This window comes from Sutcliffiella halmapala (genome assembly GCF_050107295.1).
Classification (GTDB): domain Bacteria; phylum Bacillota; class Bacilli; order Bacillales; family Bacillaceae_I; genus Sutcliffiella_A; species Sutcliffiella_A halmapala_A.
In genome coordinates this window covers 138,315-158,217 of record NZ_JBNIKR010000009.1, presented here as the reverse complement: position 1 = coordinate 158,217, position 19,903 = coordinate 138,315, and the positions used below count along the sequence as shown (strand labels likewise).

Below are 19,903 nucleotides of genomic sequence, written 5' to 3'. Positions count from 1 at the left end.
TTCGTTAGTTAGTTAGTTAGTAAGTAAGTTAGTTAGTTTAAGAATCAGGATATTTCCCCCTCAAAGTGGGAGCAAAAGATTTGTTAATTAAGTGAGGATACAACGACGTGAGAATGGGCACGCGTTATTTAAGGAATGGTCTTTTGTCCACGAAAACAAATAAAAAGCCGCAAAAAAAATTCGCGGCTCTTTCTATAAACATTCCTCTTCCACCAACTCGATCAGGTTTTTAAGCATATTGACAGAGGTATCGAGGGTCAGGGAATAAATCCTCTGTGTCCCTTTCTGTTCTATGGAAACCAGCTTATTGTCTCTTAGTATTTTCAAATGGTGGGAGATTGCCGGCCTTGATAACCGGGAAGATTCCGCAATTTCATTCACGGTAAGCGATTCCTGTTCAGCAAGCAGAAGGATAATATCCTGTCTTGCTTCATCGGCAAGCACCTGAAATAAAGGGATACAATCACGGAAAGTTTGTATAGCACGCTGATTCATGGTCCAACACCTACATCCTGCATCTTTTGCCTATAGTATACCAAGAAATTGTCAGCTTCGGTCATTTTCTTCTATTTTTTTGCCTGCACGCGACGAACAATATTAGTTACTGCTTTTCTTGGTAGGAATCGGATCAGTTTAGTGAGGAATTTGTTTTGCATACCAGGTACAACAATGACTTTTCCCTTTTTGAACTCCCGGTAAGCTACTTGTGCAACACTATCCGCAGATGACAAGGATCCGTCAAATAGCTTGGATTTCCCAAGATCTGCTCTGTCACCAAAACCGGTTTCAGTAGGTCCTGGACATAATGCAGACACTGTAACATTAGTTCCTTTCACTTCATTTGCCAACGCTTCTGAAAAGGAAAGAACAAATGCTTTCGTTGCATAATATACCGCCATATACGGTCCGGGCATAAACCCTGCAACAGATGCCACATTCAGAATACCACCACGGTCCCTCTCAAGCATCCCTGGTAAAAATAGTTTGGATAGAAGTGTAAGGCTTCGAACATTCAAGTCGATCATTCCGAGTTCGCCTTTTACATCCGTCTTCACGAAATCCCCAAATACTCCATATCCTGCATTGTTTACAAGAACATCCACCTTTACATTTTCATCCCCTAGCTCCTGTGCCAATTGATAGATGGATTCTTCATCAGAAATGTCCCTAGACTTCACTTTCACCTCGACCGCGTATTTCTCCCTTAGCTCTGCTGCCAGCATTTCCAGTTTATCCAAACTTCTCGCTACTAAAATCAAGGTGTACTTATCCTTTGCAAAATGGTACGCAAGCTCTTTTCCGATTCCATTTGAAGCTCCTGTAATTAATACTATTTGATTATTCATCTATTTATCTTCCTTTCCGTTCGTTACTTTAAATGTTTAAACATTTAAACATAATATACATAATTTTTTCCGACCTGTAAACTGTGAAGTATTTCCTTATTTTTCATGCCTCTAACCAAGCGACATCCCTCACAAAACGGACAACCGGTTAAAAGGATAACCGGTTGTTTCAGTTTTCTACTCTTCTTCAAACAACGGGATTCTTAATTCACCTTCATCAAACATGTATACATTGTAGGCACCTTCTGCCTGAAGAGTGACTTTTTCCATCTCTTTCTGGATACCTCTTGGAAAGATCTCCGCATTAAACAGCTCAAATTCCCCTTCTATGTCTGGAGGAATATGATTACCCATATAATGCAACTCAAGAAACTCCCCGTTTTCTCCTACTACATTCCAATGGAATTGCTTTTCACTTTTGCCTTTGTTTTTAACTGCATTTATGAGGATTTGATAGCTATTGTCATCATCATCCCCATTCTCTTTATGCTTTACAGTCAGATCCTTCAGAGTCAAACCTTCCAGTTCAATATTGAGCGGTTTGTTTTCAGCTTCCTCCAAAGGTAGAGAAAGTGAGACAAATGAAGGCTCGTTATAATGAATATCCCGGATATCGGCGAAGTAAGGGCCATTCCCCTCTGTTTTGCCGAGATTTTGATGATTTTCATAATCATAATGAAAAAGGGAGAAGTCCTGAGAAATCAATTCACCAGGGTTCCAATCCATCATCTGGGTATTGTAATAGAGTGGAACCATATATTGACCTTCCTGATTTAGCAATTGAATGTTAGCGTAGGCGTTTTGATAGCGTTCCAGGACTGGATCACCATCTCTTGTTTCCTTCAGAAGATTTTCCAGCCGTTTCTTTTCCTCCTCCTTCAATCTGACATGGTAGGTCAACCTGCTACCATGCTTTCCATAGATCATCGTGAGGAACTCGACCTCTATCTTTCCATCAATCTCCTTCACCTCATTCAATTCCACAACCTTGAGGTTATCCTCCACTTTGTCATACCTGATTGGCACTTCCACTTCCCAGTTTCCTGAAATAGTTTGCATTCTTCGGAAATTGAATTTAAGTACAAACTTATCCGGCAGTTTATCCTCTTCTATAGCCTTGATAACAAATGATTGGGGCCCGTCTGTTTCATTCCCCTGAGGAGTATAGAACATGCTGCCCAACGGATGAGACACTTCAATCGGATATTTCTTCCCGTTTTCATCGAGAAGCTGCACGGCATTGGGCTCGAAGAAATCAAAATCCATAAAATTACCAAGGGGCTTATCATTCCTTCTCGTCTCATAATAAACCACCATATGTAATGGATCGATATCCACACCTGTCACTTCAAACGACACATCTTCATCCTTTGCCTTATATGTGCCTTTCGTCCAGACGTTGTAGATGGTGCCATACTCTATGTATGTTGCCACTTTATTCGTCAAAGGCTTCAGGTTAGGTACAAGGATAGCCCCGATCATGAAAACTGCAGCCATGATCCCTATCACACCAAGCTGGTATTTCCAGGTACGGTGCCTTGGCACTTTTTTTGTATATGGAGTAAGTTTGTTCAGTACTCTCCTATTGAAATCCTCTTCCAGTTTCGGTGTATGGATGACGTCCTCCAAGCCCCTTTTTTCCACCTTCAAGCTATTAAGAACTTCTCTGCAGGAAGGGCAAAATTCCAGATGATCCTCGACTTTTTCTTTTTCCTCTTCCTTGATATCATCATCAAAATATTGAATAAGCTCATCGAACGAAAGGCATTCTTCACTGCCCTTCTCCGCATCAACCTCTATCAATCTATCTCTAACATGCTTCAATGATTGCTGATATCTCGCTTTAATGTCCTCTACCTGTTCATCCAGGAACAGCGCAAGCTTTTCAGGGGTTTCTGCAAGAGCATGATGGAGAAGAAATTCAAAACGCTTTTTGTTCTCGAGCGTTGCAATCGCTTCCTCTATCTCAAGAAGACGAGGATTGTAGAATTGGATATAATCCTCAGGGGTAGTTTTTCCGGTAGAAGCCACTTCCGCTTTGAGGAGTGTAAGGGTCTGCCGATATAGCCAATCGGAAAAGAATTCCTTCTCTTCATACAAGGCCAAGTTTTCATAGGCTGTGATGAAACTTTTCCCCACCAATCTCTCCGCTTTTTCCTCTGAACCTACCATCCGGAGAGTTACGGCATACAATCTGTTTTTATAGCGTTCAATGATTGAATCATAGGCATCCTTGTTGCCGTCTAATATACTTTTAACTTTCACTGTCTCCTCGATCATTCCATTTTCCACCCTTTTAAATAGTTCTCGGTGACTTTTTTATCTCTCTATCTATTATACCATTCCCTTCCTTATTTTCACTGAATTATGCGAACATTTACAAAAAGGCAGAAGCAAACATGAAATTCATGGGTTCACTTCTGCCTTTTTCATTAATCTAAGGGAACATTAATCGGTTCAGGAAGTAACACGGTTTTATCAATGGAAAGAAAATCTATGGTCACTGTTTGGACTCCCTTCTCAGCGCCTGGCATTTCAAATTCCAGTTCGAATCCTCCTTCATCGTTTATCGACGCATAAATTGTCTCAGTATCCTGGCCAGTTCGCTTCCATCCGAGCGTTGTTGCATGTTCGATGCCTCTTTTACCAGTCACCTTCACTTTCAGCTTCCCGTCCACCAATTTTGCCGTATAGCCGGTAAGAATCCATTCATCTGTCGACTTATCGTCCAAGATGTGTGTTCCCTGTTGAATATCCAGGGTAAATTGTGCATCCACTGGTTCCTTGACTGAAAATCCGTTCAACTCAAAAATATGTTTTTCTTCTTTATACTTTTCGGATGGCCTTTCCCCTCTTTCTGTTAATCTAAATTCCGTTTCCACCAGAAAGTGATTGCCATTGGTGGAAGATACGCTGGCACCACTGTAAAGCAGTTCCTTCCCCGCTTCTGTTTTTACGCTATAAATGGGCTGAAGCCAAAGATGGACACCCGAAGAGGCAAGAAAATCCTTACGATCCTTCATGGAGCTCTGAATCCTACCCAATTCCTTATCGGAGAATGTTGACTCAAACTTCAGCATTTTAGCATTTGGTGCATTTATCCATTCAAGCAGTTGCAATTGATATAGACCTTCTATTCCAAGCGTATCATCTAACTTCAGCATCGTGGTTTCTTTTTTGGATTCAGTCAAATCGATAGGAATCGAAAAAGACCAATCGCCCTTTTCATCCAGTATTTCATTGATTTCAATGTCAACTGCTAAATGATTGGGGGGTTCATCTTGAGGATATAAAATTATCGAACCATTCCAACTATCTGGTCTCGTAAAATCCAGGTTTTTAAAAGGAACTTCTTCACCATTCTCTTTTTTTAGAGAAATGAAAGGAAACTCATTGTCTTTGGACATCAGAACATTATTCATTTCATTATCCAGCAGATTACCTCTGAATCTTTCCTTCATTACCTCTGTAGCCTCTATCTCATAAAAGATTTCTATTTTGACCGGACTCGCACTGACTTCTGTGATATTAAAAGTCACACCATTGTGCTCCACACTGTACAAAGCCTTTACTTCCTCCTGCTTCATCGGTTCAGTGACTGGAGACCTTTCCCCAAAGAAGTTTTCAAGCTCGGGATACATAGAAGCTCCCAACCCAAATGCCAATACAATACTGCAGGCTGTCAGAAACTGATATTTCCATGAATTCTTTTTCCTTTGACTTGGATATGGAGTTAGATCTTTCAGTACGTGCTGATCGAAATCCTGCGGGAGCCTCGGTGCCTGAATGGCCTTCATCAGAAATGCATCTTCCTTTTGCAAAGCCCCCAGCACTTCCCGACATATCGGACAGAACTCCAAATGCTTTTCTACCTTTTTGGATTCCGTCTCATCCAGGATGCCATCAAAATAAGCTGCCAGTGTATCAAAATTAGAGCATTTCATGAAAATATCCTCCTTTCTGCTGCATAAGCTCTTTTCTCATCTTTTTCTTTGCTCGGTGAATTTTGTTCCTCACCGTACTGAGAGGCTGCCCCATAAGTTCACTTATTTCCTCGTAGCTCAAATCTCTCGTATATTTCAATAGAAGAATCATTCTGTCTTCTTGTGGTAAAAGCTCCAACAGCTTTTCCAAATGTTCATATTTTTCCTTTTGCAAATACTGGCTCTCAGGTGTAGCTGCCAAGTTTGATGGATTAGATTCCTCCTGCAGCTCCACTAGCTGAAACCTCTTTTTCCGGAACTGATCCATGCAATGATTGATGGATAAACGGTACAGCCAGCTTGCAAAGCTCCCTGTGCTTTCATATTTTTCAAGCTGTGAATAGGCCTTGATCAAGCATTCCTGTACCAGGTCTTTTGCATCCTCAGGGTTTTTGACCATTCTTAAAATGACAGCATAAAGCTTATTGCTGTAGCGGTTTATCAGGAAGGAATAGGCCTGCTTATCCCCTCGTAGCACTTCTTTTATATAATAGGAATCGTCCTGCATCCTGTAACCTCACTTCACATCTGACTTTCATTATGTATAACGGGATGGGTCAAAAAAAAATCTCATTATTTTTTTAAATTTCTATTACCATTATACAAAAAGAAGCCGCAGAGCCTGCGACTTCTTTTTTCCTGCTTAAAATTTGTTAAGATAAAAAAACTTTGCGAATATTTCTCTTCTTTTCTCATCTATTGAAGCATTCTTGCTGTGATAATCCAGGTTCTTTTTACTACCGAAAATGAGTGACAGCATTGTTTTCATCCTCCATCATCCCTTTGATTTGTTATAACCAAATTATAGAATGAACAGGATTTTATAAATACGTACTGCAGGATGGTTTACAATCGTTCTTTCAACTATTATTTTTTCCCACTTAGTGAGGATGGCTTCTACGACTTGTGGCGGAGGGGAAATACCCATGCAAAAGGAGATGTGTTCAACACATCTCCTTTTGTTGCGAAGGCTGCTTTTGGGTAAGGTTGCCTTCATGTTTTATTGGTTGTGGCTGCTTAATTTCTATTATGAAAAAGGGGAGTATTTCACGACATGGAAAAGGTGCAGCCTATCCTTGTTGCAGCAAGGGTTTAAAGAACAACCTTATAACAATACTATACTTCCTTTTTATTAACCCAAAATAAACAAACCTTAAATTTTTTGTAAATTAGAACACTCTTACTGCTTTCACCGCACGTGGCTTCCAATAGGTATTCATGGTTGCATAGGCAACCCCGGTTGAAGTTGCAGAATGCAGAATGGTGGTTCCGTCCACAACGATGGAAACATGATTGATTGATCCATTTCCGTCTGTGTCAAAGAAAACCAGGTCTCCTTTTCGCACTTGGGATAGCGGAACTTCCTTCCCGACATTTGCTTGCTGAGCCGAGGTTCTTGGCAGGCTGATCCCATTTTCCTGGAATACCCTTAGAGTAAAGGAGGAACAGTCAAATGCATCTATCCTTGTAGTCGATGCACCGTAGAGATAGCCGGCACCTAAATATTTCTTCCCGCTTTCAATGATGGCGTTCGCTTTCGTCCGCCAAGCGGTATCCCCGCTTACAGGTAAAGCTTGTCCTGCAACCGGTATAGTAATAACCTGTCCTACATAAATTCGGTTTGCATCCTTAATGGTTGGGTTGGCATTCATCAATGCCGCTAGGGTGATTTTATGACGTTGTGCCACTAATGATAATGAATCACCACTTTTGATGATATATGTACTTGATTGCTGTACAGGTGCTGGTTGGCCCGGTGTACTGCTTGCAGGTACAGAACCGTTGGGCACCGTTATTTTTTGGCCAACATAGATGCGATTAACATCTTTGATGGCAGGATTTAAACTCAGCAGTTTGTTTAATGTTGTTTGGTGGTTTTTTGCAATGACAGACAAGGAATCCCCTGATTTAATTGTATAGGTTCCATTGGATGATGTACTGCTCGGTGCTTGAACATTTGGTGCAGTTACTTTCAAGGATTGCCCTGGAAAAATGACATCCGTGGAAAGACTGTTCCAGGTTTTCAGCTCGTTTATAGAAACCTCATTGTTGTTAGCTATTTTCCACAGTGAATCTCCAGATTTAACAGTATAGTCCGCAGCAAAAGCTTGTCCGGAAAACATGAATGTCGTTACAAGGGCGCCTGCCATGATTTTCTTTTTCATGATGTACAATTCTCCTCTATTCTCACAATTTGTTAATCAATACAAATTTATCTTAGCACGAATTTTCCAACAAATAACGCTAATTTAATTTCCTTCATTTCCATTATATGTATATAAAAAACCCCCGGGATTTTACCCAGGAGGTATCTATTTATATTCCTGCTGAACGCTGCAGTCTTTTGGCAATTTCCATAAAATCTTCCGGTGATATTCCTGGCGCAAACTCCTCCGGAAGATCTTCGAGATCGGGGATTGGACCTCCTTGAGGGGTACCTTGAACTACTTCAAGCTTACCACCGTCCTCCGGATGACTGCCTTTCCATATGAGCGCGACATCCTTATAATCATTTTCGCTAAAAGTGTAAAGCTTTCGATGGATTCCTTCTGCTTCAAATTTCCTTGTTGTTTCGAATGCCCTGTTCTCCAAAGAAGGGATTGGAACCATTTTCGTGATGTCCACCCCTGTTGCAATTTCCAGGGCTTTTGCATAGGCAACGACATGAACACCTCCTCTTACAAGGAGATACCCGATCATCTCTCTTGCTACAGGATTATCTGTCATCTCATACACCCTCATCTTATGGGTTCTTGCCCCACACTCCAGAAAGAAATTATGAAGCAGGTCAAGAACGAGATTACCGCTGTTAAAAACATTATCCCCTGTCCATGCCCGCCCCATGGAATCTGCAGGCATTCCTGTTTGTGCATTAACAATATAGTGCTGAGTGTTCCGAAGGTCTTTGGTATTTCTCAAAGGGGCGGCATTTGGGTTTGCAGGATACGTTACACCCTTCAGCATCAAATTTATTGTATTTGTCACAAGTTCCACATGTCCGAATTCCTCGGCTGTAATGCTTGCAACCAAATCATAAAAGGGTTTGAGCTTTTTCTTGTTACGAAAATTGAAAGATTGGAACATGTAGTTATTCAAGGTGGACATCTCCCCGAATTTCCCGCCAAGCAGTTCCTGTACCGCTGCCGCTCCGTTCGGATCTGGACTTTTGGGCATCGGCAATTCAATCTGCAGTTTATTAATTCTTTTAATCATTGCATTCCCTCCCTTGCACTAGCAATCAGATATCGCTATTTACTTTTATGTTTTATGGGTTCTGTCCTATTACAATCACAGAAAAGAGTTCCAATATCTAGGGCATACGCCCATACATCATGGGTGTTTGCAACATAAAGTATCGTATCTTAGCTTGAAAGGAGATACGTTTAATGAGTAAAGCAGATGGCGGAAGATGCGAAAATCATGGCTCTGGTTTCACATTATTCATCATATTGTTCATTCTTCTAGTGATTATAGGTGCAGCCTACCTTTGTTAATAACGGCTGATGTATGAAAAAACGCAGAGAAGTCTTTGCGTTTTTTATTTTTGGACTCGTTAATGAACATAATTTGCGCAACTATAGGCTAGCATAAGAGTAGATTAAGTGTTGGTTGGAGGAATATTAGCAATGAAGACATCCTTGCCTATTACCCAAAATCAAATAGCGATTTCACATCCGCAGGAGTTTGATTGTTCTGAGGTACGGTTCTGGAATTACAATAAAATGAGTTTGTCCGATGAATAAGACTTTGGAAAGATTGTTATGGAGCATTGCTTTACCAGGATTCGGCCAATTATTGAACAAGCGGTACGTCAAGGGCATTACATTCATTATTTTAGAGGTCATCATTAATGTACAAGCCAACTTCAACTCCATAATCATGTATAGTTTCAATGGTGAAATCAAGCGGGCTTTTGAAGATGCAAACTATTTGTGGTTGATGTTCTATCCTTGCCTGTACTTTTTTGCAATGTGGGATGCCTATAAGGATGCCGGAGGTGGAAGTGCGCCTTTTTCCTATCTGCCATTTGTAAGCTGTGCCTATTTTGTCACTGTAGGTCTTATGCTTTCACCGAAAATTGAAGTGTACGGAACAATTCTTGGACCAGTCTGGCTCCCGATGGTTTTTGTCATACCTGGAATTGTAGTTGGACTATTCGTAAGAGAGGTACTCTTGCATTACTACACTGAATAATCTAGAGAAGGAGTGAGCATTCTTGCCATATGCTACTACAAGGGATAATGTAGATATCTACTACCGTCTTATAGGAAGTGGACCACACACACTTGTCTTTATTCACCCTCCAGGAATGGGGCACGTTACATTCAAACAACAGCTTCCTTTGGCTAAGAGATATCGTTTATTGCTTCTGGACCTGCGAGGAAATGGAAAAAGTGGCAGCAATCATAAGAAGGTTCAATTCCCACTACTTGCTCAGGACATTTACGATGTTTGCAAGCAGTTGGGACTGGATAAATTGATCTTGATAGGCTATTCAAATGGCGCATCCATAGCGATGGAATTCGCCTTCAGCTACCCAAGTCTTGCAAAGGGGCTGATACTTGTTGGGGCTTTTCCTAAAGTAGATTCCTCCCTATTGTTTGGAGAATTTCTTCTTGGCATTGTTGCAGCAAAGCTTCATGCAGTTCCGATTTTGGCAAAGGTTATCGGAAGTGCCCACGCCTATACAAAGGAATTCGGCATGGAACTGGAGACTTACATAAATAAAACAAGTGCCAATATTCTTCTTCAGATGTATCATGAGGGAATAAGGTATGATTGCACGAAAAGAATACCTGATATCAAAGCACCGATTCTGCTTGTGTATGGACAAAGGGATTACTATGTTCACCACTATCAGAATGATTTCAAAGCATTGCACCCCGATACGCAAGTCATCTATATAGGAAAAGCCAGACACCAGGTTCCCACCAAATTTCCGGACGAATTCAATGCGGTTGTACACTCTTACATCCGAAAGATTACTATTCCCTAAAAATGCAAAAGACCGCATGCAGGTAGCATATGGTCCATGTTACTTATTTTGTAGGAATACTTATTTTTTGTACTTCTAGAGTCTTTGCTAAATGAATCTTACTTTGAATTCGACTGGATGCATATGGAAATAAACAATTATGCGCAATTCTCATCCTCGTTAAAGTGGTCTGAAGCGTTGCTTGGGCATCTTTCTCATGGCCCAATTGAATATTGGTCATATCTACCATGACGCGAAGGACATTTTCAAGTGCTTTCCTGAGCTGGTCCTGCTGCAGCTCTGCATCGTCTTTTACCAATAATCTAACCATTTCATTAGCGTATACATTCATTTTTTCCATACTCTCCACTTTCGTTTTCATCGCACAATCCCCCTTGGCTCATTGTATTTGCAACAAAAACTTACTATACCATTATTTTTTTCCAGCCTTCTAAATCATTTTTTCGCCCCTACCTCCCTCAATCCCTGCCTGTCGACAAAAGTAGTGAGGAACCTATCTTTTTCGAGCATACATCCCTTATTTAAAGATGTATAAAATATGCTTCTTTTCGCTTCACGAATTTTTTTACGATAATACCTCCTTTTTACACATAACCTATTTTCTTACAGTTCTTTTTCCTTTATAATGGGATATATCGTTAGAGGGAGTGAACATGATGAAACTTATACAACTTGCAGTAGAAAAAAAGCGCAACCAGATGATGCAAACTGCTAAAAAAACAGGTTTAACCTCTAATGAAACGATAAAATTAAGTCAAGAACTGGATGAAATGATGAACATCTTCGTTCCTCCAACGATTGATTTTTCAACTGATCAGCATAATAGGAAAAACAATCTCAAACGATAATTCCTATTGAAACTTTAATAAAAACCTTTATAATTAATAAAAATTCATGTAAAAGCCATTAATGAAAAAGAGAGTAGCTTATCCGCGGGACAAAAGCGAGTTAGGGACGGTGGGAGCCTAATGCGATGTGATAAGGGAAGCGCACTTTGGAAATGGATCAGGTTTATCCCCTTTAGCGGATAAAAGCGGCTTTTTCTTAATGGGAAAAGCAATAAGAGTGGTACCGCGGGATTACAAAGCTCGTCTCTTCATTAAGTTGAAGTGACGGGCTTTTTTATTTTTTAAAAAAAGGAGAGCTTGTTATGAACATCAAACAGATGATAGCTGAAGCCATTCAGCAAGCCATTCCGGAGCTGACCATTGAGCAGATTGCCGGTAGAATCGAGAAGCCAAAGTACACGCAGCATGGAGATTATGCCTTCCCGGTATTCGACCTTGCCAAATTAAGAAAACAGGCACCACCTGCCATTGCATCCTCCCTTTCCTTCATGATTCACCATCCATGGGTGATGAAAACGGAAGCAGTTGGCCCTTATGTCAATTTCTTTTTGCAAAAAGACAAGGTTCAGAAGGAAATTGTCTCAACCATTATTGCTTCGGGAAAAGATTTTGGAAACCTTCAAATTGGTAAAGGAGAAAACGTTGTACTCGACCTTTCCTCCCCCAATATCGCCAAGCCCTTTTCCATGGGACATCTGCGATCCACTGTTATCGGCAATTCAATAGCAAATATTCTGGAGAAATGTGGGTATCAAACGGTCCGCATCAACTACTTGGGAGACTGGGGTACTCAGTTTGGAAAGCTTATTGCCGCCTATTTAAAATGGGGGTCAGCAGAAGCCGTCCGGGAAAATCCCATACCTGAACTGTTGAAGTTGTATGTGAAGTTCCATCAAGAAGCCGAAACCGATCCATCTTTGGATGACGAAGGACGCCTATGGTTCAAAAGATTGGAGGACGGAAATGAGGAAGCACTTGCCCTATGGAATTGGTTTCGCGAGGAATCTCTCCATGAATTCCAGCGAATCTATGATCTGCTGGGCATCGAATTTGATTCCTTTAACGGGGAATCATTTTATAACGATAAAATGGAGACTATCATCAATCGATTAAAAGAGTTGAAACTATTAACCCTATCCGACGGTGCCGAGGTGGTCGAACTGGATGAAAGACTGTGCCTGCCCCCTTGCTTGATCAGAAAATCGGACGGCGCAACCCTTTACGCAACCCGGGATCTGGCTGCCGCTTTTTATCGGAAAAAGGAGTATAACTTCGCAAAAGCTCTTTATATTGTCGGCCAGGAACAGACTGTCCATTTCCAACAAGTAAAATCTGTTGTTCACAAAATGGGGGAACCCTGGGCAGAGGAAATGCACCATATCCCATTTGGCCTTTTATTGAAAGATGGCAAGAAAATGTCCACCCGGAGAGGGAAAGTAATACTCCTGGAAAAAGTGATTCAAGAGGCCATTGAACTTGCAGAAAGCAATATCGCAGCAAAGAATCCTCATTTACCGAACAAGCAGGAGGTTGCAAGACTTGTTGGAGTCGGTGCCATCATCTTTCACGACCTGAAAAACTATCGCTTGAACTCCATTGAATTCTCATTGGATGATATGCTCAAATTCGAAGGGGAAACCGGTCCTTATGTACAATATGCCCATGCCCGGGCATGCTCCATTTTAAGAAAAGCCTCCTGGTCTGCGCAAGGGCTTGCTCCATCCCAAGGACTTAATGATGACTATTCCTGGGATCTTTCAAAGAGGCTATATGATTTTCCTGGGACATTGGAGAAAGCTTGCGAGGGTTTCGACCCATCCATTATCGCAAAGTATATTGTGGATGTTTGTCAAAGCTTCAACAGTTGGTATGGCCATGAAAAATTACTGACAGAGGATGAAGAAAAAGGGAGCAGACTTTCATTAGTGTATGCTACGACACTCGTCATCCAGGAAAGCTTACATTTGTTAGGTATGGGTGCCCCTGAAGAAATGTAATGACATTCTCTGTAAATATTGCATCCCAGCACATGAAACCTGCCATTCTCTCATATATTGTAGTAATAATCTATTGGGGGGATGCCTATGAAATGGCTGGTATGGTTTCATGTCTTGGTTGCAATTATCGGAATTGGCCCCACATTTTTCGGAAATATTCTATTGAGAAAACATCAAACCATCACTGACCTGCGACATAACATACTTCTGCAACACAAACTGGATTATTTCCCAAAAATCGGTGGAACCATCGCTGTCATCACTGGTATTCTGCTCGTAATATTCGGGGACTACGGTTCCATCCTCCAGTTCTGGCTTTTTGCACCCCTTCTGCTTTACCTTCTCATTCAAGTTCTTGTTATAGGATTTATCTCACCAAGACTGTATGAACTGCAGCATTGGCTCCTTCATCCGGATAATCGTGCTTCCACCCAATTGCCTCTAACACACGTATTAAGTTTGAATGCCCTCAGTAACCTGTATATGTTCGTTTCATTCCTGGGCTTTTTGATTTTCCTTCTTATGGTCATCAAACCGACATGAAAAATAGGTCAGTTCCTTAACCCCTTTTTTATAAAAACGAGCTAAGGCATTGACCTATTTTTTGTCCTTTAGTCGGACCATGCTTTACGGTTTTTATAGTTTGATTCCGTCCCAAAATAGTTATTTAGGAGCAGTTCCATTTTTTCAAGATCTCCCCGGGTTACAACCTGGTCCCTATCATCCCAGTAGACAGTTGAGACAAAATAATATTTCTTAACACGAGAAAACAGTACCTTGGAGTGAGGAAACTTATCGAAAAAACCGATCATTCTTCCTTTTTTCATATAGGAAACATTTAAAAGCTTCAACACTATCACCTACTTATTTTAAGCGTTTCCTCCATTACTTCTTTACCACATTTTGAGCATAAGAAAACTGCCTATCCATCAGATGGCAGCATCTAGTTTTATATATCCCTTCTTAAAGCCTTCAGTACATCGATCCTGGTTGCCTTCGCTGCCGGCTTCAATCCTGAGAGAATGGCGACCACAAGACTGATTCCCACACAAATTGCAGTCAAGGACCAAGGTATATACGAGAGCATTACCTTTGTACCCATTTCTTCGTTGAACATCATTTTGATAACCAATGGCAGTGCAAGATTAACACCATAGCTGATCAGGTAGGAAGCAACTGTCCCGATTACCGCCCCGATGATGCCAATATAGGCACTTTCCATCAGAAACAGACTTTTAATCATTTTCGGGCTTCCTCCAATCGCCTTCATGATACCAATATCCTGTGTCCGTTCGGTGACTGCCATGCTCATCGTATTGAAAATCCCGATCGAAGCGATGATGACCGCAATTGTTCCAACAAACAAGAGACCCACTTTCAAAACTGCAAACAATAGATTGATTTCCTTTAGCTGTTCAAGTGGCGAATATGCGTAATAACCATCTGCTCTCGCCTTATCCAATATCGCTTGCACATGTTCCATATCTGTTGCATATACCCCAAGATAGGAATAAGTGGATTCCTGGTTTTTCAATTCCTCTTTAGCCTCATCCGGCATGGAAGGATCGATCAATGTCCCATACGCAGTCCCAGTAAAATTTTCTATCTCCTGCATTTTCTCTTCTTGGATATTGACGTAATTCTGGTAGTTGTTTTTATTAACAGGCTCTTCTGCAATCCCGACAATCGTAAGCGTGAATTCCTTCGTCTCTTTTTTCTCATCAAAAAACTGCGGGATCGATAAGGTAATCTCTTTTCCAATCAGTTCATCCTGGTATTCCTGATATTGACCGTCCACTTCCTTGCTGAACGTTTCCTTTAAATGATAGCCTACCACCACTTCATCCGCTGTCTGTGGCATGCGACCTTCGGACAAGGAAAATCCTGCTTTTTTCTCAGAAGAATAGTCGACTACCCTTGTTTCGGCATGGCTTGCAAAATCCTCCAATGAATAGAAGGATTCCCAGTTATTTAACTGCTTCCGGCGAACCACCGTATTTACATTTTCCATTTCTTCGAAGTATTCAACGTCAGTTTGGGTAAGCCCTGTACTTGTCTCAGGATTATCACCGTTACTTTTTCCACTGACCTCGACCTCCGTTACCACCCCGTTCTGCGTGACATCCTTTATGATTGTTTCTTGCAATCCAAAACCTACGGAAGCCAATACCATTAAAAAGGCACATCCCATAGCCGTTGCAAGAATCGTCATGAAAACACGGCTTCGGTTCTTTTTCATATTTTCACGTACAAATTGATGTTTATCTTTGAACTTCATAGATTTCTCCTCTTTCCATGACAGTGCCCTCTGCCAGTTCAATCGTGCGATGTGCTATACTGGCAACATCTTTGTCATGTGTGATGATGACAAATGTGATTCCTTCCTTTTTGTTCAACTCCTTAATGAATTGAAGGAATTCCTGCTCCGTCTCACTGTCCAGGCTACCTGTAGGTTCATCTGCAAAAATGATGCTTGGATTTGTAATAAGTGCCCTGGCAATACCGACTCTCTGCTGCTGACCACCTGAAAGTTCACTTGGGTAATATTCCTCGTATCCCTTTAAACCGACCCGGGCCAATACTTCAAGCACACGGGCTTTTCTAACGGTTGTGGGAACTCCTTTTATTTTCAAGGGCAATTCCACATTGCTAAACGCACTCATACTGGAAATCAGCTGAAAGCTCTGAAAAATGAAGCCGATATTCTTCAGACGGAATTCAGACCATTCCGACTCATTGAACTTCGTCACATCCGTACCTGCAATTTCAATCGTACCGGACGTCGGCTTCATAAACCCGCTCATCAGGTTCAATAAAGTCGATTTGCCCGATCCGCTCTTTCCTACGATAGACACAATCTCCCCTTCATAAATGGACAAATCAATATTTTTCAGGACCGACACCCGCGTCTCTTTATTTTTCTTCCCCACAATAAAATCATGAGAAAGCCTGCTCACTTTTATCATAACTATCATTCACCTATTCTTTTGTTTTTTGTATCGATACATAGGTTTAGACGAAATATGGGGTGGAAAGGTTTTGGGCTGTTTGGGAGAAATTTTTTTATAAGGAAAATGGAAGGGTATACTGTCTACCGTTTGTACGTCCAACATATTCTAATCCTGAAGATTGCACAATTCTTCTTGCGGTTGAAATGTGCTCCAGCCCCAGAAAGTCCTTTAGTTCAGAAACAGAGATAGTCGGCTTCACCAACAAAAAATAATCTTCCAAATCGTTCAAATATGTGTCTTTTGATACAGAGTTGCAAATGACACATCTCCAAATTGATCTGAATTTTTTAAAACTCAGCCTTTCACACTTGCTACAATATACGCCTTTTTGTAAATGTTCATATTGGATGTTTAATTTCTGTAAAGGATTTGTTTGAAGAGGTTCATTGGATTTAATGAGTGCTCCAGCAGTTTTACGGAGGTCTTTCGAGGATATAACTTCTTTGGGATACCTTTTCATCAGCATATCCATCTTTTGGGTAAGGCCGATTACCTTTGTCACATATCTTTCTACCATGTTAGGATTGGAGATCGCTCTTACGAAAGAATTTGAATTTGTAAATACTACTAAACATTCACCTGGTAAATCAGGAAGTTTCTTATTTTTCAACCATTGTTGAAGTTGAGCCTTTTGATTCAGCACCTGGCATATCGGATCAAAATAGTATTCCTTCATTTCTACATTGTTTCTTTTTGTAGTTTGAATCAACTGCTGAAATACCGGATCGAACTCTAAAATTCCATTCATATTTTTCGCCTCTAGTGCCAAGTAAAAGCTATGAAACAGTATCAAGGTATCAATTTGAAAATAAACATCTTTGTTGGATAACCTTAAATCATTCAGTACTAAAAACTCCTGTCCTGGATCCGTCCATCGGCTTAAATAGTAATCCAATCTTTGTTCCCCTTTATACCCTGCCAAACATTTTGAAAGTTCCGATTCGATTTTAGAATATCTTGGATCTGTGATTAATAATCTCCTTTTAGCAGACTTCAATTTCTTTATTTTCAAAGAAACGGTTCTAGCTTTCTTTACTGTCAAGTACAACACATCCTTTTTTTGTGATAGTGGACATATTTGACAAAATAGTTCAAATACCTTTTTGCAGATGCATTTTTTCGGCATGTTTTTTGAATGTTGCTTGCTGGGATTGATGTTTTGTGGACTATTTAATGGGAGATTGCAGTCTATCTTCACGCAATACTTAGTTATTCTTACGTAAGGCTTTTATATTCTCACGTAACTAGCGTTTATTCTCACACTTTCCCCTGCTATTCTCACGTAACTTCCTGACATCTTTACGCTTCCCTTTTCACAGGTGTTTGCCCCGGTCGATCATCATTTGCTTCTCTTTATGGCGGGGGGGTGACGTTGATGATTACCTCATTTGTTAATTATCACTCTTTTGTTTACATACATGGGTTGGTTGCTAACCTTTTCAAAGGGTATTTGTGTCTATCCTCACGTAACTTGCTTTTATCCTCACGCTTCTCTCTGCTATTCTCACGTAACTTCCTGACATCTTCACGCTTCCCTTTTCGCAGGTGTTTGTGCCGGTCGATCATCTTTTGCTTCTCTTTATGGCGGGGAATTACGTTAATTATTACTTTGTTTGAATAAACTGCTCATTTATTGCATCCCGGGGAATGTTACTGGCCTTCTTAAAGTTGGATTTCCGCCTATTCTCAAGCAACTAGTTGCTATTCTAACGTACCTCGCCATTATCCTCACGTTTCTCCCTACAATTCTCACGCAACTCAAAAAACTCCTCACGAACCAAGTTTTCGTGCACAAAAAAACCACCTCTCCTCAAAACCAAGAAAGGTGGTTCCCCATAAATCCCTAAGCTGCAATATCCCTCTTCACAAAAGTAAAGAAACTGACCACATGCAGCAATACGAAATACATTAGATACATCACTACCGAAAACCAGAATGTGGTTCCGGCAACGATTGGCATGCCATCGATTAAAGCGTTGAAGTTGGTGTTGGCGAATGGCGAATACTTCGCCCATTCGAATTTCATTCCAACCAATTGGGTGATCTGTGCTCCTGTGAACAGGAGAAACAATGAAATACCTATTGCAAGTGAATTGTTACGGAATACACTTGAAATCATGAAGGCAATTGTAGCGAACATTATAACACCAAGTGAGCTCAAGAGCAGCTTAACCATGATATAGAAAAACGGATGAAGCTCGAACACATCCCCGCTCACATATAGTAGCTCGGGTGCACTTTTCATCCCGAATGCGATGGCTCCTGCGATAAATGATGTGACGAAGAAAATAAAGAAAAAAATCACCATGAACACCAGAACGGACAGATATTTTGCTATTAAGATCCTGCTTCTTTTAATAGGGCGGATCATGAGTAGCTTGATGGTGCCCCATGTGAATTCACTTGCAATCGTGCCGCCTGCGATGATCACAACGAACAGGGTGATGATGCTTGTTAATCCGAGATTGTCGTTAATGTATGTCCACACGGAATTTTCCGTAGTAGGTTCCAAATCATTCTGAATGCGGTATTCATTAATAGCATATCGGCGCTCCAGGTATCCGTAGTCACGGTCGGGCTCGCTTTCCATCGTCATTTTATAGTTTTCGTTATCCTGTTGAAGCTGCTCTTTCCAGCCTAGATGTTGTCCCCCGCCTTGATTCGGGTCATCCATCATGGAACCCATCATGATAGTAAATACCACGCCGATAACGGATAGACCGATCAGGATGATGCTCATTACATAAAAACTTGGACGGCGGAACCATTTGATCAATTCATTTTGTACAAGCTTTATCATCCTAGGCACCCCGCTTCTGTGACGTTTTTTCCAGGAATTTATCTTCGAGGGTTTTTGTCACTTCTTTTACTTCAAAAATTGCAATCTTGTTTTCTACCAGGCTTGCCACTATTTCAGGGACTCTCTCTTTTTCAAGGACGACCTGGAGATTTATATCCGTCGCAGTCACTGCCAATCCGGATGATTCCAACAATTGTTGTGCTTCATCCATTGGTGCAACTTTAAATTGATAGGAAGAAACCCCATCCTGGATAAAGTCACGGACGCTTTGGATATCAAGCAGTTCACCATGTTGTATGATGCCGATCCTGTCACACATCAATTCCATTTCCGACAATAGATGGCTCGAGACCACAATGGCCATCTGCTCATCGCGTGCTAGTTTTCGCAGGTAATCACGGATTTCCCTGATGCCTGCAGGATCCAGGCCATTTGTCGGTTCATCCAATATCAACACCTTTGGCTTATGAAGCAATGCCTGTGCAATACCCAAGCGTTGCCTCATACCGAGGGAATAGGTTTTCACCTTTTCTTTAATACGGTCCGTCAAACCTACCAGTTCAATCACTTCCGCCAAGCGGGCTTCGGTTACCCCAGGTACCATGCGTGCATACTGCATCAGGTTCTGATATCCTGTAAGGAATTTGTACATTTCCGGGTTTTCAACGATTGCACCTACATGGCTGACTGCTTTCTCATAATCCGTCTTTATGCTGGCACCTTCTATGAAAATATCACCTGACGTTATGCCCATCAGTCCCACCATCATTCGAATGGTAGTGGTTTTACCTGCTCCGTTTGGTCCTAGGAAGCCGAACACTTCCCCTTTGTACACCTCAAAGGAAACGTCTTTGATAATCTTTTTCCCTTTAATTTCTTTGCTGACATTTGTAAGCTTTACAGCTATTTCATTCATTCCATT

Annotated in this window: 20 protein-coding genes and 1 other annotated feature; of the genes, 6 read left to right on the top strand and 14 right to left on the bottom strand. The window is 41.1% G+C overall.

The window, feature by feature from the left end:
- Window positions 1-192: 192 nt before the first annotated feature.
- The 7 genes from ACQCT5_RS15980 to ACQCT5_RS15950 all read right to left on the bottom strand — a co-directional run bounded on the left by ACQCT5_RS15980 (window position 193) and on the right by ACQCT5_RS15950 (window position 8,542).
- A complete protein-coding gene (locus ACQCT5_RS15980; RefSeq protein ID WP_499643018.1) occupies window positions 193-495 on the bottom strand; it encodes an ArsR/SmtB family transcription factor in 303 nt (100 codons plus the stop codon).
- Window positions 496-566: 71 nt separating this feature from the next.
- Window positions 567-1,346: an SDR family NAD(P)-dependent oxidoreductase gene (locus ACQCT5_RS15975; RefSeq protein ID WP_499643016.1), complete on the bottom strand. Its 780-nt coding sequence runs from the start codon at window positions 1,344-1,346 to the stop codon at window positions 567-569.
- 177 nt (window positions 1,347-1,523) lie between these two features.
- Window positions 1,524-3,626: a zf-HC2 domain-containing protein gene (locus tag ACQCT5_RS15970; protein ID WP_499643013.1), complete on the bottom strand. Its 2,103-nt coding sequence runs from the start codon at window positions 3,624-3,626 to the stop codon at window positions 1,524-1,526.
- Window positions 3,627-3,778: 152 nt separating this feature from the next.
- A complete protein-coding gene (locus ACQCT5_RS15965) occupies window positions 3,779-5,290 on the bottom strand; it encodes a zf-HC2 domain-containing protein (RefSeq protein WP_499643011.1) in 1,512 nt (503 codons plus the stop codon).
- On the bottom strand, window positions 5,277-5,837 hold the full coding sequence (locus ACQCT5_RS15960; protein ID WP_499643009.1) for an RNA polymerase sigma factor: 561 nt from the start codon (window positions 5,835-5,837) through the stop codon (window positions 5,277-5,279). Before ACQCT5_RS15960 ends, ACQCT5_RS15965 begins: the two co-directional genes overlap by 14 nt.
- 661 nt (window positions 5,838-6,498) lie before the next feature.
- Window positions 6,499-7,494, bottom strand: coding sequence for a C40 family peptidase (locus ACQCT5_RS15955; RefSeq protein WP_499643007.1), 996 nt, complete (start codon window positions 7,492-7,494; stop codon window positions 6,499-6,501).
- A 151-nt stretch (window positions 7,495-7,645) separates the two neighbouring features.
- Complete coding sequence (locus tag ACQCT5_RS15950; protein WP_499643005.1) at window positions 7,646-8,542, bottom strand: manganese catalase family protein; 897 nt, start codon at window positions 8,540-8,542, stop codon at window positions 7,646-7,648.
- A 173-nt stretch (window positions 8,543-8,715) separates the two neighbouring features.
- Between ACQCT5_RS15950 and ACQCT5_RS15945 the strand changes: the two genes are divergently transcribed.
- The 3 genes from ACQCT5_RS15945 to ACQCT5_RS15935 all read left to right on the top strand — a co-directional run bounded on the left by ACQCT5_RS15945 (window position 8,716) and on the right by ACQCT5_RS15935 (window position 10,325).
- Window positions 8,716-8,823, top strand: a complete 108-nt coding sequence (locus tag ACQCT5_RS15945; protein WP_499643003.1) for a YjcZ family sporulation protein — start codon at window positions 8,716-8,718, stop codon at window positions 8,821-8,823.
- Window positions 8,824-9,064: 241 nt separating this feature from the next.
- A complete protein-coding gene (locus ACQCT5_RS15940) occupies window positions 9,065-9,523 on the top strand; it encodes a hypothetical protein (RefSeq protein WP_499643001.1) in 459 nt (152 codons plus the stop codon).
- A 22-nt stretch (window positions 9,524-9,545) separates the two neighbouring features.
- On the top strand, window positions 9,546-10,325 hold the full coding sequence (locus tag ACQCT5_RS15935) for an alpha/beta fold hydrolase (protein ID WP_499642999.1): 780 nt from the start codon (window positions 9,546-9,548) through the stop codon (window positions 10,323-10,325).
- A 43-nt stretch (window positions 10,326-10,368) separates the two neighbouring features.
- Here the strand turns inward: ACQCT5_RS15935 and ACQCT5_RS15930 are convergent, their stop codons facing one another.
- Entirely contained in the window at window positions 10,369-10,686 is a 318-nt protein-coding gene (locus tag ACQCT5_RS15930; RefSeq protein ID WP_499642997.1) for a hypothetical protein, read from the bottom strand.
- Between the two features lie 292 nt (window positions 10,687-10,978).
- Here ACQCT5_RS15930 and ACQCT5_RS15925 point away from each other — a divergent pair, with 292 nt between their 5' ends.
- The 3 genes from ACQCT5_RS15925 (at window position 10,979) to ACQCT5_RS15915 (ending at window position 13,713) form a co-directional block, all read left to right on the top strand.
- Window positions 10,979-11,173, top strand: coding sequence for an aspartyl-phosphate phosphatase Spo0E family protein (locus tag ACQCT5_RS15925; RefSeq protein ID WP_499642995.1), 195 nt, complete (start codon window positions 10,979-10,981; stop codon window positions 11,171-11,173).
- A 52-nt stretch (window positions 11,174-11,225) separates the two neighbouring features.
- Window positions 11,226-11,424: a binding site (T-box leader), on the top strand.
- Window positions 11,425-11,475: 51 nt separating this feature from the next.
- The gene (gene argS, locus ACQCT5_RS15920; RefSeq protein WP_499642993.1) at window positions 11,476-13,170 is read left to right on the top strand and encodes an arginine--tRNA ligase; all 1,695 of its coding nucleotides are present in this window, start codon (window positions 11,476-11,478) and stop codon (window positions 13,168-13,170) included.
- A gap of 87 nt (window positions 13,171-13,257) precedes the next feature.
- The gene (locus tag ACQCT5_RS15915; RefSeq protein WP_499642991.1) at window positions 13,258-13,713 is read left to right on the top strand and encodes a DUF2269 family protein; all 456 of its coding nucleotides are present in this window, start codon (window positions 13,258-13,260) and stop codon (window positions 13,711-13,713) included.
- Window positions 13,714-13,781: 68 nt separating this feature from the next.
- Here the strand turns inward: ACQCT5_RS15915 and ACQCT5_RS15910 are convergent, their stop codons facing one another.
- The 6 genes from ACQCT5_RS15910 to ACQCT5_RS15885 form a co-directional block, all read right to left on the bottom strand.
- Window positions 13,782-14,021 carry a protein YuzH gene (locus tag ACQCT5_RS15910; protein ID WP_499642989.1) on the bottom strand — a complete coding sequence of 80 codons (240 nt, stop codon included), beginning with the start codon at window positions 14,019-14,021 and terminating at the stop codon, window positions 13,782-13,784.
- Window positions 14,022-14,119: 98 nt separating this feature from the next.
- The gene (locus ACQCT5_RS15905; RefSeq protein ID WP_499642987.1) at window positions 14,120-15,448 is read right to left on the bottom strand and encodes an ABC transporter permease; all 1,329 of its coding nucleotides are present in this window, start codon (window positions 15,446-15,448) and stop codon (window positions 14,120-14,122) included.
- Window positions 15,432-16,136, bottom strand: a complete 705-nt coding sequence (locus ACQCT5_RS15900; RefSeq protein ID WP_499642985.1) for an ABC transporter ATP-binding protein — start codon at window positions 16,134-16,136, stop codon at window positions 15,432-15,434. The genes ACQCT5_RS15905 and ACQCT5_RS15900 overlap by 17 nt, the downstream gene beginning before the upstream one ends.
- A 97-nt stretch (window positions 16,137-16,233) precedes the next feature.
- The gene (locus ACQCT5_RS15895; protein ID WP_499642983.1) at window positions 16,234-17,223 is read right to left on the bottom strand and encodes a nuclease-related domain-containing protein; all 990 of its coding nucleotides are present in this window, start codon (window positions 17,221-17,223) and stop codon (window positions 16,234-16,236) included.
- A gap of 801 nt (window positions 17,224-18,024) precedes the next feature.
- A complete protein-coding gene (locus ACQCT5_RS15890; RefSeq protein ID WP_499642981.1) occupies window positions 18,025-18,981 on the bottom strand; it encodes an ABC transporter permease in 957 nt (318 codons plus the stop codon).
- Window position 18,982: 1 nt separating this feature from the next.
- Complete coding sequence (locus ACQCT5_RS15885) at window positions 18,983-19,897, bottom strand: ABC transporter ATP-binding protein (protein WP_499642979.1); 915 nt, start codon at window positions 19,895-19,897, stop codon at window positions 18,983-18,985.
- Window positions 19,898-19,903: the final 6 nt, after the last annotated feature.